Source organism: Gillisella vitis (assembly GCF_021559775.1).
Taxonomy (GTDB): Bacteria; Pseudomonadota; Alphaproteobacteria; order Rhizobiales; family Rhizobiaceae; genus Allorhizobium; species Allorhizobium ampelinum.
Map to the genome: position 1 here is coordinate 605,435 of NZ_CP056048.1, position 15,251 is coordinate 620,685.

Here is a 15,251-nt window from a genome sequence, read left to right on the forward strand (position 1 = left end):
GTCTTCTCGCCGATATGCTCTCCGTCAAACCTCAAGCGGCGGATCTCCCATCGGCCCTAACAGCCGTTGGTATTCCCGTTCCACGGGACCATAGGCATCGGTGGCAAAGGTTTCGAGACCTGGTCTGTCGCGAATGCGGATTGCCTTGCGCTCCGCATAAATCAATCTTTCGCCTTCCAACACATGCAAGGAGGCGGTGACGCTCGAGCGCCGTACGGCGAGCATGATCGACAGAAATTCATGAGTCAGCGATAATTCATCCCCATCCAGCCGATCGTGGCACATCAGGATCCAGCGTGCCAACCGCTTATCGATAGAGTGAATGGCGTTTGACTGGGCCGTGAAAGCCATTTGCATATTGACCACATAGGCCCATCGAAGCAGCAGGCGGCGCATGGTTGGCCTGCTATCCATCAGGCCAACCAATCGGCCTGTTTCCAGGCGCAACCCAGTGCCTGCGACCTGCATGATCACCCGGCAGGGATTGCGGTCACTGTCCAGCAGGGCAGAGGCGGGCGACATGCCTTCGCGGCCAAACAGTCCGACCTCGCTTTGGTTGCCTGTCGGAGAAACGATCACCGTCGAGCCGACGCCCGAGAGAGGGAAATAACAGGAGTGGTCGATGTCGTGAGGCTGCGACAAGATCAGCCCTTGCGGTAAATCGACAGGTTCGAGAGCGGGCGCGATAGCGGCGAGATCATCAGGCGCCAGCAGGCCCAGAAGACGATTACGCACAGTCATGTCTGTCTCCGTACCAGTTCGGTCGCCATGGTTTGGCGCAAGGATCGGCGACACTGAAACGGCGCGATCCTCAGCCGCGCGGCCATTTTTCAAAATTCTGTCACTCATCAATAGATCACCATTGCTTTCATAAATCCATCCGGCTGGTCGCGGGCGGCGATCAACGCCTGACCCAACTCCTCCAATCGGTAGCGATGGGTATAAAGGGGTGTGGGATCGAGCCGTCCGTCCATGATTGCCGCCACCGCTTCAAGCATGCCATCGACGCAGATTTCCTGGCTGATGTCTGGGCCGATTCCGTGACTGTGTTTATCTGTCTGGATTACTGCGGCTTCGCGCTTTTTCCATGACTGTATAATTCCTTCGCGCGGGTCGGACTGTTGGCGACCGGCCATGATCAGGCGACCTGCCACGTTGGTCAATTTATCCGCCAGATCGACCAGCCCGCTCTCGCCGGTAACGTCGATTACCCGGTCGCAAAGATATCCGCCCGTAAGCTCATGCACGGTTTCGATGATCCGCACGGGATCGTCCGCAGCACCATGCTCGTCTATGGTAAACACCTCTGCCGCTCCCATACGCTTGGCCACCGCCAAGGATGCTGGACGGCGCGAAATGGCTGTAACATGCGCCTTGGCTCTTGAGGCGAGCTGGACGAGAAGGGCGCCGACAAAGTCTATGCCGATAATGGCCACCCTTTGTCCGGCTTTGATATCGCCACGGCGAAAGATGTTCATCGCTCGGCTCAGGGACCTGCCTGGAAACGGCATGCCATCGAGCAATGGGGGAAGGGAAATGACGCTGTCTGCATCGGCCAGATGGTGGCTGGCATAAGCGGACCGCACAAGTGACGCCACCCGGTCTCCGACCGACAGGCTTCTGACATTGGGACCGATGGCGTCGATAACGCCCCATCCTTCGCCATCTAATCCTACCGGTTCGGCAGAGGTCGGCATCCGCCCTTGTCTATCGAGAGAGAGAGGGTCGCAAGCGAGGACACCACAGCCCTCCAGCCTGATTCGCACTTGGCTCCGTCCGGGTTGCGGCAGAGTATTGGATACGATGTTGATCTGTCCCGGCCCAGTGAAAACCGCTGCCTTCATCTCATCGGTATCCGGTTTTTCGCTATACTGTGCGGCAATCCTGTCCATCCGGTTCCTTTCCTTAATTCGCCTGGGCTTGCCATATTCACCGATGCCTTGGCACCAAGGCCTTGGGCGCGCCCGTCTTTGAGGCGCGGTCTTGGTGTGGGCGCATGTTGTGGTGTGCCTGGTTTCATATTGAACTGCGAAAGCGCGCTCGGGTTCCCAAATCCGGTCAAACAAGCCGTGGCAAAGACGATGGTGTTGGGTATTTCGGTGTCATTGCGTTGAACGGCTATTTGCGGTGCCATTTCACCCGCCGGGTTTCCTGCCGGATATTTCGGGGAACTTTTAGGTTGCAACCCTGGTTTGGGAAGGGTGGCCTACATGGGAGCCTTCAAAAAGCGTCCCGACTTTTCACGCAGTTCCAGACGAAAGCCACAGGAAAGACGCCAAGGAATTGCACCATTCCCCGGAGGAAAAAATGGCTGAGAAAACATTGAACGACCTGTTCCTGGATACGCTTAAGGACATCTACTTTGCTGAGAAGCAAATCTTGAAGGCCTTGCCGAAAATGGCACGTGCAGCCCAATCGGAAGAAGGCCGGAACGCATTTCTTCATCATCGCGAAGAAACCCAAGGCCAGATCGAGCGGCTTGAACAGGTCTTTGAACTTCTGGGCAAGAATGCCCGGGGCAAGACCTGTGAGGCAATCCAGGGCATCATCGCCGAAGGCGAAGAAATCATGGAGGATTTCAAGGGGTCTCCGGCTCTGGACGCCGGCCTGATTTCGTCGGCGCAGGCAGTCGAGCACTATGAAATTGCCCGCTACGGCACGTTGAAGGCCTGGGCACTGCAGCTCGGTATGAAGGAGGCCGCCGCCTTGTTGGACGCGACCCTGAAGGAAGAAATCGCCACGGACGAAAAACTGACGGCGCTTGGCGAAGGTAGCGCCAACAAGAAAAGCGCACGCAAGGCAGCTTGATCTCTGGACGAACCTTTCGACGTTGCGAAAGGTTTCTTTCCCCTGAAAGGCCGCCAATGTGCGGCCTTTTTTGTCTTCATGAAGAGGATCCTGATGGCAAACGTCACAGTTCTTTCGTGCGGTAGCGTACAGAAACAACCTGGCCCTGTGCTCGTTGATGCCCGCAGAAGGAGATCTGTTTCATGGCAACTTTCGAGGACAGCGCTGGCAACGGCGGCGCGATGGCATTTACAACGGCTGTTCACACCGAAATAGAGGCGCATCTACCTGCATTGCAACGTTTCGCAAAGCGGCTGGTCGGCCCCAATGGCGATATCGAGGATCTGGTTCAGGACACCATTCTCAGAGCCTTGAACTCGTCCTCACAATTTCGAGCCGGTACGGCGTTGAAATCCTGGTTGTTCACAATCATGCGCAACGCTTTCTATACGGCCTATAACAGGCGCAAGCGTGAGCATGTTGGAATGGATGACGAGTTTAACCTGCGCATGGTGATGGAGCCACCACAGGAATGGGTGGTTCTATACGCCGATCTCGGTCTGGCTATGCAGCATTTGCCGGAAGCATCGCGGCGTTCCCTGCTGATGGTGGCGAGCGGCGCAAGTTACGATGAAACGGCCCTTGCCTGTGGTTGCGAGGTGGGAACTGTAAAAAGCCGGGTCAATCGAGCCCGAAAAGCATTGTCAGAGCGCTTCAGCATAGCCTGACGGATCTCGCATTTTCCAAGAGATCCCAAATGTACCTGTAGAGAATGATTGCCGGTGTTGGCATGCGTGTTGCGGCCTATAGGAATTGAAATCTGCTTCAGGCTGGCGATTGACTTGCCAGGCTCGAAATGCGAGTCAGAAACTGCCTGATATTGGGATTCTTTCAGCTTTCTGAGGAAAAGCATGGCCGGACTGGGACGCTTTGTCGATATTTTGAGGCTATTCGACGAGAAGACGTCCGAGTGGACCATACAGGATATCGCAGAGCGGCTGGATGTGCCTGGAAGCACGGTCTACCGCACGGTACGGGAGTTGGTCGGACAAGGGTTTCTAGATCCTTCCCGGGAGGGTCATTATCGCCTCGGCGCGGTTTTTATCGAATTTGATCGACGTCTTCGCCTTTCCGATCCGCTGATCCGCGAGGGCGTACCTTTGTTGCGTGACGTTGTGTCTGCCGTTCAGTTTCCTTGTGTTGCGGTCATCGCACGGCTGTATCGCGACCAGGTGATTTGCGTTGCCGATGATCGTAGCCCCGCCACCGATATCGCCACCAGCTATGAGCGAGGCAGGCCCATGCCATTGTTGCGGGGTGCCACGTCAAAAACCATTCTGGCACAATTGCCGCGGGCAAAGCTGAGCAAGATCATTAAAGGCGCGGAGGGAGTGGACCGGGCATTTGACGATATCGCATCTGAACTGGCCGCCATCCGTAAGCGCGGCTTTACGGTGACGCGTGGAGAAGTGGACCAGGGTCTTGTTGGCATTTCTGTGCCCGTCACCTGCGCGCAAGGGGCAATCAATGCCAGCTTCAGCCTGATCGTCCGTGCCAGCGATTTCGATGACTCCACTGAACGGCGCCTGGCGATGCTTTTGTTGCCGGCATCTTCAATCCTTGCTGACAAGCTAAATTCCCGGTGGGTTTGAGCATTTTATACCATCAGTGTTTGCCTCTTATATTCGAAACAATGCACGCGTAATTAGAAATTCTTTCGATATTATCAAAATATAATAATTTTTGTTGACTAGCGATTTGATATTCCTCAATATGCAAAGAAATGAGGAGGTCCTGACGCAATTGTGTTGGGAGGGGAAGGAGATCACGTCGCAGCATCGCATTCAGCCTGATGTCCATGTTCATAATTCCTGGAGCCGGACTCGGCTTTTGGGGGCGTCAATTTGAGAATAGGGCGACGTCTTTGGTGTGACAGGTAACGCGTTCGGCGCTGCAGCTCTTGCAAGAAGAGGTGGATCCAGTTTGATCAACCAGTCAGCTTGGAGGCGAGTGAGTGAGCTGAAATGGATTGCCTGAATTCGCGGAACCTCATTTCGAAACAATACAGATTGTAGGGCAGGCTGCCCCGCATCGATTTTCTGCGTGCGGATTGCGGACCAGTCTTGAAGATCTGGGTATTTATGGAGGAGGAGAGACATGCAAAGAGCCGCCGGTATACCTCAAGGAGTGTTACTCATCTCAATGGCCTGGCTGGCGCCGATCGGATCGACATTGTTCGCGCCGGTCTTGCCGCAGATCATCCAGCATTTTTCCTCGGAGGCGAATGCGTCGCTGCTTGCTCCGATCGCCCTCGTCACGCCGGCACTATTTGTGGCGCTGCTTGCCCCGGTTGCCGGGATACTTGCCGATAGAATCGGTCGCAAGACGCTATTGTTTTATTCCATGCTGTTTTACGCCATTGCCGGCGTCATGCCAGTCTGGCTGGATAGCCTTTATACAATTATCGCATCGAGAGTTGTGGTTGGTATCGCCGAAGCGGGTGTCATGACGGCAGGGACGGCCCTGATCTGCGATTATTTTGCAGGCGAACGTCGGGCGCACTGGCTATCTCTGCAATTCGGGTCGGCCTCTTTTGTCGCAACCGTTTGTTTCGTGCTGGCAGGATTTCTGGGTGGTTACGGTTGGCGCGTGCCATTCCTTGTCTATGGTGCCACGGCGCTGTTCATTCCGCTTATCCTGATGGTGTTGTTCGAGCCGTCACGCGTGGACTCATCGAGCCGTCCAACTGACATGCCCGGGGATACGCGGGACGCCGAAGGCGGGCTTTTCAACACGCGGTTTATCGTTTGCCTCGTCTTGACGATGATCTGCGGCATGCTCTTCTACGTGATGCCGGTCCATGTGTCCCTGCTGCTTGCCGAGCGCGGCATTGTTGAGCCAAGCGTGCTTGGTCTTGCCAGTGCTGCCGGGTCTTTCGGTGTCGTCGCAGGAACCCTGTTGTTCCGGTCTCAGGCGCGACGTTCCATCGGTGTGCTCTTGTCGGCGGCCATGGTGTTGCAGGGCATCGGTTTCATCCTGCTCTATACCCAGACGTCATTGATGGGTGGAATCGTTGGCATGTTCATCAATAATATTGGCTGCGGTATTTCGCTGCCTCTGGTTTTGGCCTTCACCATGGCGCGGCTGCCGGATGTTTATCGAGGCAGGGCCTCCGGTATCTGGACGTCGATGTTTTTCATCGGCCAGTTCATTTGCCCCCTCGTGGTTGGCGCTGTCTCCGCTGCCTCCGGCGGAATGATCGGAGCAATGGCGGGTTTTGCAGCTTTTACGCTGCTGGGAGCCGGCGTCTTCGCCATCTGGTCGATATTCGGTATGGCGTTGAAGGAGCCTGTGACCATCAAGCGGGAACTGGTCGGGCTTCATTGAGACGAAGCGAACCAGGCGCAGGTTTAGTGCATCCTCTGTGACGTACTCAGCTTCGCTTTAACACGCTTCTCCATGCGCAACCTCTTAAATATATTGCTACCTTAAGGAGTTGTGATGTTTCTTTGCAAGCTTGGAGCAAGAAGAGGCGGTTAGGGTGGTCTGGGATTTACTATGGAGCGAATCCCAGGGCGATTCGACAGAGCCGGATTTGGGGTGGCCTATTATTTTGGCTGGGAAAGTGGGACAAGTTTATGGGAAATAGACGGTTAGATTTTGCGGTTCTGCTGATGGGCACTTGCCTATTGGCTTCTCAAGGTGGGCAGGCCTTTGCTGCCGAGTTTTATCAGACGTCCACACCGGGCGCCTCTACGGATATAAGGGCTGCGGAATTGCCGCCTGAGGCTGGCTTCTATGCAGTCGGTGGCAGTTGGGGCAGTTGGCGGAACTCTCTGCGTGACAATAGCGGAAATTCGATGTTCCCTGATACAAGCGAAAGGCTTTTTCAGGGGCAGTTGGGTGGGCTTTACGTCTATGACGGAGAGATTTTTGGCGGGCGAATGGCGTCGTCTCTGGTCTTCGTTTACGGAGAGCACGATCTGACGATTACAAAAACAACGCCAGCCAATCTGTCTTCCAAAAATACCGGTTGGTTCGACGCCTATTCCGATATCTTCTTCTGGTCGAAGAGCTGGTATGAAGGCCCGCCTCCTGGCGCTCCTGGCCAACCAAAGCCCGCTGCCGATTTCATTCCGCCGATGCCGGTTGGTTTCACCCTGGGTCTTGGTGTTGGTGTCACCATACCAATGGGCTTGTTTGACAATGAAAAGGTTGGCAATCCAGGCTTCAGTAACTGGGTTTTGTCTCCAAACGTCGCCATGACCTATCGAACCCGGCCTATTCTTTTGGAAGGGACGGAGTTTTCGACCCGTATCTTCTACAATCACAATTTCGACCGCGATGACTCGACGGGCGGTTTCACCTATCGCGACGGTGATTATCTTTCGGCCGATTTCGCCGTTACAGAACGGTATAATCGCTACCAGTTCGGTCTTGCTGGCAATGTCAAATGGCAGGTACAGGATGATGATGGCTCTCCGGCCAATCTAGCCTTGGACGGACGACGGCATAAATCCATACGCCTTGGTCCCATCGTAGCGGTTGATTTTCCTTCACAGCGTGCGACCGTGACCATCAAATACCTGACGGATGTCTACAACAGGAATTCATTCAAGGGTGATTATCTGCAAGTGAACTTTATCAAAAAGCTCTGGTAAGTGGCAGACGGCGAAGATGGTGTGACCATCTTCGCCGTTTCTATCCTCTGAAGTTTTCAGGGGAAACCGCCAATTAGTGGGCATCGGAATCAATCCTTGCGAATACAGCACGGCAGTCTCTTTTGGGCGCTCGATAAAATGCCCAAAAGAGACTGTCGTGCTTTAATTTTTCTGCCTGCTTCTGTAAAATTGTATCCGATTGAAGGAATTCACAGGCGGCCAGGCCGAGTCGGTCGTTAACCACCAGATATTATGTGTACTTCATGCCGATGGTAAAGCGGATTGCTCGCCATTCAAATGCCCGGCTTCACATGTTCTTCTGCTCACAGATCATCACTCTTGTCACGTCCGGACATTGCTTGGATTGCTCCGTACGCTGGGGAGCGATGAGCAAACCGTCTGTCGGGCGTTGCTCTGAAAAATTGCCGTTGCCAATCGGTCGGCTAGGCAAATCAACGATCCCTCTGGTATCTGCAAATTTTCTCATATATGATTCGATCTAAGTAATTTTCGGTGAAACGTGATCGCGTCTTGCTGATTTTAACTTTGATGACGCGAAACTGATTTTTCTCGCAAAGATCCGCTTCAATCTACAATACGCTGCGTTGCGGTCTGTCTTCGGTAGACACCCTTGGATGCTTTATTGCACTTGTAAACTCTTGTATGAAATAAGTGAAAAGTTACCGAACCAACATGCCGGACGGTCACGACTGTGGCAAAACGCTCTTCGAATTCCAAATGGTGTTGTCGTCCTTGCTTTAGCGATTGATCGTCAGGAGAATTATAATGAGATTCGTCCGCCTTTGGGCCTATATCGTGCTGTCGGTCGCTCCCGTTTCGATGGCGCTGGCGGGAACATTCGCTGAGCCGAAAGGCAAGCCTATCCTAGTGATTTCCGGCAATATTGAAAACCGCAATACGGCGGAGGGGGCTGCTTTTGATCTTGGCATGCTGGAAGCCATTGGTTCTATAGTGATTAAAACCACCAATCCTTGGTATGAAGGGCGTACGGCTTTTGAAGGCGTTCCGCTTAAAAAACTGATGGATTTCGTGGGAGCAAAGGGAACGAAGGTGACAGCCGTTGCTCTCAACGATTATGTGACAACAATTCCGCTTGATGATTTCAATCGGTTCAATGTTTTGCTCGCTTTCAAGCGGGACGAGAATTATATGCCGGTGAGGGATAAAGGGCCGCTCTTCATTGTCTATCCCTATGATAGTGACCAACAGCTTCAAAGTCAGGTATATTACATGCGATCGGCATGGCAGGTTTCAAAGCTCATTGTGGAATAGAGGCACGGCGTGAGGCGTATTCTTGGGACGATCATATGTTGTTTCGTCATGGCAACCGGGTACATCGCCTATGTGATAGCCGAACGTCAAACGACGCTTGAGAAATTTGCGCGTTACAATGATTCCTGGGCCGTCAGTCAAACCCTCTCCGAATATATGAGGCTTGAGCACCGGCTGGCGACATCCGCATTCGACATGGGTGAGTTTGACCGGGATGATTTGCGTCTCCGTCTGGATATCATGCTGAGCCGGCTGGAATTATTCGAGCAAGGAAATTTGAAGGGTTTCATTGAGGCCGACCCGCAACGTAGGGATTTGATCGCCAAGCTCCGCAGCGTTCTTGAAACTCTCAATATGCAGTTTGGAACGTTGGACCACGACGCCATCAAAGCGTTGTTGCAGCAAATGGAACGTCTGGATGGTCCGATGACGAGGCTGGCATCGACTGCTCTCGAAGCCGATGTAGGAAAGATCGGTGCCGCTCAGGCCGAGTTGCGGCACCTTCATCTCATCTATACCGCCCTTGCTGGGGGGCTTATCCTGTGCGGTATTGTGCTTGTCGGCTTGCTTTTGCGTCACAACAGTCTTCTGGATAAAGCACATCGGCGTATGCAACGATTGACAGACGATCTGCGTGCGGCGTCCTGGGAGCTGAAGTCACAAAACAATCGCCTCGAATATGTCGCTCACCATGATTCCCTGACAGGTCTGCCCAACCGCATCCTCTTTCGTCAGGATCTGGAAGCAAGGCTGGTATCGGCCAAAGCTGGCGGACCGCCGGCCATCATCCTGCTGTTGGATCTCGATGGATTCAAGGATGTGAACGACACGCTAGGTCACGACATCGGTGATGCCTTGCTAAGGATGGTTGCGAGTCGGCTTGTCGACATCAAGGACCACAGCGATCTCGTCTGTCGTTTGGGAGGAGACGAATTCGCGATCTTGTCCACCGGTCTGACCGAGACACAGGCGATGGATTTTGCCACGCATCTGATGCATGAACTTGGCCTTGTGTACCTTGTCGGAGACCAGGAAATCAAGATCGGCACTTGTGTGGGTGTGGCTATCTTCAATGACGAGCCGGATACGGACGAACTCTTCAAGCGTGCTGACCTTGCTCTCTATGAAGCCAAGGCGTTGGGGCCGAGCCATGCCTGTGTGTTTGAAAACCAGATGCAGACAAGGTTGAAGGACAGAAAGTCGTTCGAGGCGGATTTGCAAACGGCCTTGCAAAATGGGGAAATGGAAGTCTACTACCAACCATTGGCGACCACTGCGACGCGCGAGATTTGCGGTTATGAAGCATTGCTGCGCTGGACACATCCAAGCCGCGGTTCGGTATCACCGGTTGACTTCATCCCTGTCGCCGAGAAAATCGGGGTCATCGATGGGCTTGGGGATTGGGTTCTGCGGACCGCTTGCATGGAAGCGGCAAGCTGGCGCGGCAATCTCAAAATCGCGGTGAACCTGTCCTCAGTGCAGTTTCGCAGCGCGACGCTCGTGCAAAAGGTTTTAGATGCCCTGGAAATCAGCGGCCTTTCTGCGGGCCGTCTAGAGCTTGAGATCACTGAATCCGTCTTGCTTGACAAAAACGAACTGACCCTGAAAACCTTGAGGGAGTTGAAGGCGATCGGGATTCAGATTGCCATGGATGATTTCGGCACGGGTTATTCTTCGCTCGGCAGCTTGCGGGGCTTTCCGTTTGACAAGTTGAAGATCGATCGGTCTTTTATCCGCGATGTGACGACAAGGGCGGATGCCCTGGCAATCGCAGAGCTTGTGACAGGAATTGGCGCCAGCCTTGGCATGACCACGACGGCTGAAGGTGTGGAAACGGAAGAACAATTCGAATGCGTGAAAAGACTGGGTTGCGATCAGGTCCAGGGATACCTGATCGGCAGGCCAGAACCGGCGAGCTTTCTCACCCATCTTCTTCAGGAAGATGACAACAAGGAAGTAACCTTCGACCAATCATGGTAAGTTTTGCAATTCCCTTTGTTGGTACAGGTAATGCTTGGAAAGAGACAGGGCTGGGACAGGCACCTGACATTTCCCTTTGCATCCTTGGTAATTTCAGGAATGATGTATTGGTAACCGGTCCAAAACCAATCGTCCTAATCCCGCGACCGAAACTCTTTGGATAAAAGTGAACAGTAGCGTGTTTCAGGTGAAATTCTGGGGTGTTCGCGGCAGTATCCCGGTCTGTGGCGCGGAATTCGATGTTTATGGCGGGAACACGCCCTGTATCGAGGTGCGCTGCGGCGAGCACAGGCTGATTTTCGATGCCGGCTCCGGTATTCGTCAGGCCGGTCTGGATATGATGGGAGACAAGACCAGCAATGTCGACCTGTTCTTTTCCCACTGTCACTACGATCACATTATCGGCTTGCCTTTTTTCAAGCCGATCTACAATCCTGAGATCACCGTCAATATCTGGTCCGGCCACCTTGCCGGTAGCATGACGACGGATCAGATGATCCATCAATTCGTCAGTCCGCCCTATTTTCCTGTGAAGATGGATATCTGCAAGGCCTCTCTGCAGTTTCATGATTTTCGTGCCGGAGATATTCTGACGCCTCGTCCTGGTATTTCCATCGGCACATTTACGCTCAATCATCCGGGCGGTTGCATCGGCTACCGGGTGGAATGGGCAGGTAAGGTGCTGGCATTGGTGTTTGACATAGAACATCAGCCCGGCGAACTCGACCCGACAGCGCTGGCGCTGATGGCCAATGCCGATATTGCGGTCTACGACGCCGCCTTTACCGAAGCGGAAATGCAGCGTTATCGAGGGTTTGGCCATTCGAGCTGGGAGCAGGGCGTGAAATTGGCCCAGGAGGCAAATGTGGGCCGATTGTTGCTGTTCCATCACGCCCCATGGCGCACCGACAGCGAAATGGCACTGCTGGAACGATTGGCGCAGGAGGCGTTTCCAGCGACGCTTATGGCTCGTGACGGAATGCTTCTCGATATCTGACTGCACTCGGTATCTGATAGCACAGGCAAAAATTCGGAAACTTGATTTCCGTGTTGGTCATACAATCGATAAAATCAATCAGGAAACCCAGCGGTGATTTACAGGTCCTGTCAAAACTGCCATTGCTGGATCTTCGGAAAGTGGCTTTGAAGAACTGAAACCTATGGCCGTGGACGTCAAAAAAAGCCTCTGGTCGGAACGCCGGATACGCAAGGCCCGGCTTGGTTCGGGGCTGGTGATTTTCCTGTTCCTCGCCATGCATATGGCCAATCATGCCACCGGGTTGATTTCGGTGGATTTTGCCGATCGCGCCCGTTTGTGGTTTCTGGGTGTTTGGCGTACCCCCCCGGGCACAGCGTTGCTTTACGGTTCTTTGCTCACCCACATGGGTCTGGTGTTGCGCGCCGTCTATATCCGCCGCAGCTTTACCATGCCGAAATCCGAAGCGTTGCAGATCGTGCTTGGCTTGGTGGTGCCGCTATTGATCATCGACCATATTGTTGCGACCAGGATTGCCTCCTCGCTCTTTCATCTGCGTGACAATTATCAGACGGTCGTTCATTCCATGTGGACCACGTCGCCTGTCGATGGATGGCGCCAATCGCTCGCCATTGTCATTTTATGGCTGCATGGTTGTATCGGAATCCATTTTTGGCTGCGCTTCCGACCATGGTATGAAAGGTCCAAAGCGGGTTTGCTGACGGTGGCCATTCTGCTGCCGATCCTGTCCCTGCTTGGCTTTGTCGAGATGGGCCGCACGATTGCCAGCCCAGCCTTCTGGTTGAGCGGTTATCCAGGCGGTTACTATGACCCGACCGCATTGACGGACAGCGAAGCAGGGTGGATCCAGATTATCCGCTTGTCACTTTATGGGTTGTTTTTCCTATCTATCGGCATGGTTGTCGCCCTGCGTGTCGCCCGCAGAATGAACGAGCGGGCGCATCTTATCACCGTCCGCTATCCGAACGGCGAGGCTGTCAGCGTGCCGCGTGGTTTCACCCTGCTCGAGGCCAGCCGTCTGGCTGGTCAACCGCATTATGCCGTGTGCGGCGGCAAGGGCCAGTGCTCGACCTGCCGTGTCCAGGTTATCGATGGAGAGCAACTGCTGCCGCCTGCTGAAACGCTGGAGCAGGGTACGTTGAACCGAATCAAGGCTGGTCCAGGTGTGCGGCTTGCCTGCCAGCTTCGCCCCAAGGCGAACCTCACAGTCATGCCGCTTATGGTGGCGATGCCGCAAAGCGCCACGGTTGATAGCAGTCATGAAGTGGTTCCGGGCCGCGAACGCGATATTGCCGTACTGTTCTGTGACCTGCGGCATTTCACGATGCTGACGGAAAGCCGGTTGCCTTTTGACATCGTCTTTCTGCTGAACCGCTATTTCGCCGTGGTCGGTCATGCCGTGGAAGAGGCAGGAGGGCGGCTGGATAAATTTATCGGTGATGGCGCGATGGCGCTTTTCGGCGTCACAGGTTCGACCGAGACCGCCTGTCGCCAGGCCCTGAAGGCGGCAAGCGGCATCATTGCCGGTCTTGAGGAGTTGAACCGGCAATTGTCCAATGAACTGACGGTGCCGCTCAGGATCGCTATTGGCATCCATACGGGTCCGGCTGTGGTGGGAACACTGGGTTACGGCAGCGTTCGTAATCTCACTGCGATTGGCGATACCGTCAATGTCGCCAGCCGGCTGGAATCGGTGGCCAAGGAATTCGAAACCCAACTGGTGATTTCCGAACCGGTCGCTACTCTGGCGGGTCTGGCGGTGCCGGAAAGCGCAGGACGGGAAATTTCCATTCGCGGTCGTGCGGAGCCGCTAAAAGTCTTCATCCTGAATGAGGCGACACGCAATGCGCTCAACCTTTCCGAGGTGGGCAAAACATAATCTGCGGCGAAAAAATCCGATGCGAAAACAAAACGACAGCATCGTCCCGATTCCCGTTTGTTGAAACATGCTGTATATAAGGCATTGTGGACGTTGGCTGCCATTGTCTGGAGTGGCGGAGATCCCTATTTCCTATCATAAACCCGGCCATGGCCTGTTTTTCAACGACACGTCTTTTTGATAGGACCTTCCATGGCGACTACATCGGCACCGGTCTCGGCGATCTTCATGGAGAAAGTCGCCGATTGGCTGACACAGGCAGCCCTTTCCGGTAGCACTCTCGAGGACATCGTTCGGGGCTTTTGCGACCGGATCGCCGCCGCCGGTCTGCCGATCGTTCGGGTCCATTTGTCCTTTGCCATGCTGCATCCGCTCTACGAAGCGGTTGGTTTTACCTGGCGGCCACAAAGTGGTTTGATGATTGAAGGCTATCGTCACGATGCCGACAATACGGATATGTTTTTGCAGAGCCCCTATTATCAATTGCTGAGCCGGGATCTCGATTATTTGCGCCGGCGCATTCCAGCCGAAGGTCCCGTTGAATTCGAGATCTTCGAGGATTTGCGCAAGGAGAATGTCACCGATTACCTTGCCTTCATGCAGCCCTTCGGCGATCAATCCGTGCAGGGCATGTTGGGTTCCTGGTCCACGGATGCCAAGGACGGCTTTAGCGAGGAGATGATTGCCGCGTTGCTGCGCATTCAAAACCATCTGGCGGTCGCCGCCAAAATGGCTGTACTCAGCAAGCTTTCCAACAATATGCTGACCACCTATCTGGGGGGCGATGCCGGCAAGCGGGTGTTGAATGGCCAGATCCGCCGAGGTGACGGCGAAACCATCCGGGCAGCACTTGTTGTCGGCGATATGCGCCAATCGACCATGCTGGCCGAAAAAGAAGGCCGCCAGGCCTATATCGATACGTTGAATGATTTTTTCGACGCGATCGCTGCACCGTTCAACCGCAATGGCGGACAGATTCTCAGTTTCCTGGGCGATGGGTTTCTGGCCGTCTATCCTTGCGACCGCCACAAGGACCCATCCCGGCAGGCTTGTCAGGCGGCACTTTCGGCTGTGCGTGTGGCCCAGTCGCGGTTGGCGGACCTGAACGCGGAGCGTCGGAAAAAGGGTGCGGCCCCTATCGGCTACGGCCTCGGCCTGCATGTCGGCAATGTGATGTTCGGCAATGTCGGACTGCGTGACCGGTTGACGTTTTCAGCCTTCGGTTCGGCAGTCAATGAAGTGGTCAGGCTTCAGTTGCTCACCAAGAAATATGCAAGCGACGTGGTGGCCAGCCATGCCTTTGCCGGCTATTGCGCTGGTGACTGGATAACGCTTGGTGAGGAAAAGCTGCGGGGGGTTCGCCAGCGGGTAACGATTTTGCAACCCGGTCCGCTCATGGCTAAAATGCAGAGAGATGACGTTGAAGCCGATCTGCATCGCACCGGTCTTTCGGAGGCCGAGCGTTTGATTCTCCTGCATCGCGATGCCGTCCAGTTGGATGGACAGAAAAGGTCCCAAGCAATGATGGACCGGTTTTTGCAATAAATCAGGGCTGGATGCCGGGAAACAGTCTCGATAGAGGAACAGAACGCGCCTCTAAAAGCTTGTGGAACGGGATCTTTGCATGACCGCTTTACAGCGAAGAGAAGTGCGC

Annotated in this window: 12 protein-coding genes; 10 read left to right on the plus strand and 2 right to left on the minus strand. The window is 54.3% G+C overall.

Going from position 1 to position 15,251, the window contains the following annotated elements:
* Nucleotides 1-24: 24 nt before the first annotated feature.
* The gene (locus tag AVCG78_RS19810) at nucleotides 25-849 is read right to left on the minus strand and encodes a Crp/Fnr family transcriptional regulator (RefSeq protein ID WP_322267444.1); all 825 of its coding nucleotides are present in this window, start codon (nucleotides 847-849) and stop codon (nucleotides 25-27) included.
* Nucleotides 849-1,892, minus strand: coding sequence for an MDR/zinc-dependent alcohol dehydrogenase-like family protein (locus tag AVCG78_RS19815; protein WP_071204002.1), 1,044 nt, complete (start codon nucleotides 1,890-1,892; stop codon nucleotides 849-851). Before AVCG78_RS19815 ends, AVCG78_RS19810 begins: the two co-directional genes overlap by 1 nt.
* Before the next feature lie 415 nt (nucleotides 1,893-2,307).
* On the opposite strand from AVCG78_RS19815, the gene AVCG78_RS19820 reads away from it, so the two are divergent.
* The 10 genes from AVCG78_RS19820 to AVCG78_RS19865 all read left to right on the plus strand — a co-directional run bounded on the left by AVCG78_RS19820 (nucleotide 2,308) and on the right by AVCG78_RS19865 (nucleotide 15,142).
* Complete coding sequence (locus tag AVCG78_RS19820; RefSeq protein WP_070165407.1) at nucleotides 2,308-2,808, plus strand: YciE/YciF ferroxidase family protein; 501 nt, start codon at nucleotides 2,308-2,310, stop codon at nucleotides 2,806-2,808.
* A gap of 182 nt (nucleotides 2,809-2,990) precedes the next feature.
* Complete coding sequence (locus AVCG78_RS19825; protein ID WP_234626604.1) at nucleotides 2,991-3,515, plus strand: sigma-70 family RNA polymerase sigma factor; 525 nt, start codon at nucleotides 2,991-2,993, stop codon at nucleotides 3,513-3,515.
* 183 nt (nucleotides 3,516-3,698) lie between these two features.
* A complete protein-coding gene (locus AVCG78_RS19830; RefSeq protein WP_012653935.1) occupies nucleotides 3,699-4,439 on the plus strand; it encodes an IclR family transcriptional regulator in 741 nt (246 codons plus the stop codon).
* Between the two features lie 505 nt (nucleotides 4,440-4,944).
* Entirely contained in the window at nucleotides 4,945-6,174 is a 1,230-nt protein-coding gene (locus AVCG78_RS19835; protein WP_012653936.1) for an MFS transporter, read from the plus strand.
* Between the two features lie 122 nt (nucleotides 6,175-6,296).
* The gene (locus AVCG78_RS19840) at nucleotides 6,297-7,448 is read left to right on the plus strand and encodes a SphA family protein (RefSeq protein WP_012653937.1); all 1,152 of its coding nucleotides are present in this window, start codon (nucleotides 6,297-6,299) and stop codon (nucleotides 7,446-7,448) included.
* A gap of 786 nt (nucleotides 7,449-8,234) precedes the next feature.
* Nucleotides 8,235-8,741: an oxidoreductase gene (locus AVCG78_RS19845; protein WP_071584430.1), complete on the plus strand. Its 507-nt coding sequence runs from the start codon at nucleotides 8,235-8,237 to the stop codon at nucleotides 8,739-8,741.
* Nucleotides 8,742-8,750: 9 nt separating this feature from the next.
* Complete coding sequence (locus tag AVCG78_RS19850; RefSeq protein ID WP_071204004.1) at nucleotides 8,751-10,721, plus strand: putative bifunctional diguanylate cyclase/phosphodiesterase; 1,971 nt, start codon at nucleotides 8,751-8,753, stop codon at nucleotides 10,719-10,721.
* 166 nt (nucleotides 10,722-10,887) lie between these two features.
* Nucleotides 10,888-11,718: an MBL fold metallo-hydrolase gene (locus tag AVCG78_RS19855; RefSeq protein ID WP_071204006.1), complete on the plus strand. Its 831-nt coding sequence runs from the start codon at nucleotides 10,888-10,890 to the stop codon at nucleotides 11,716-11,718.
* Between the two features lie 163 nt (nucleotides 11,719-11,881).
* The gene (locus tag AVCG78_RS19860; RefSeq protein WP_071204008.1) at nucleotides 11,882-13,597 is read left to right on the plus strand and encodes an adenylate/guanylate cyclase domain-containing protein; all 1,716 of its coding nucleotides are present in this window, start codon (nucleotides 11,882-11,884) and stop codon (nucleotides 13,595-13,597) included.
* Nucleotides 13,598-13,789: 192 nt separating this feature from the next.
* Nucleotides 13,790-15,142 (plus strand): adenylate/guanylate cyclase domain-containing protein, encoded by a 1,353-nt coding sequence (locus AVCG78_RS19865; protein WP_012653942.1) that lies wholly within the window; start codon nucleotides 13,790-13,792, stop codon nucleotides 15,140-15,142.
* Nucleotides 15,143-15,251 lie beyond the last annotated feature (109 nt).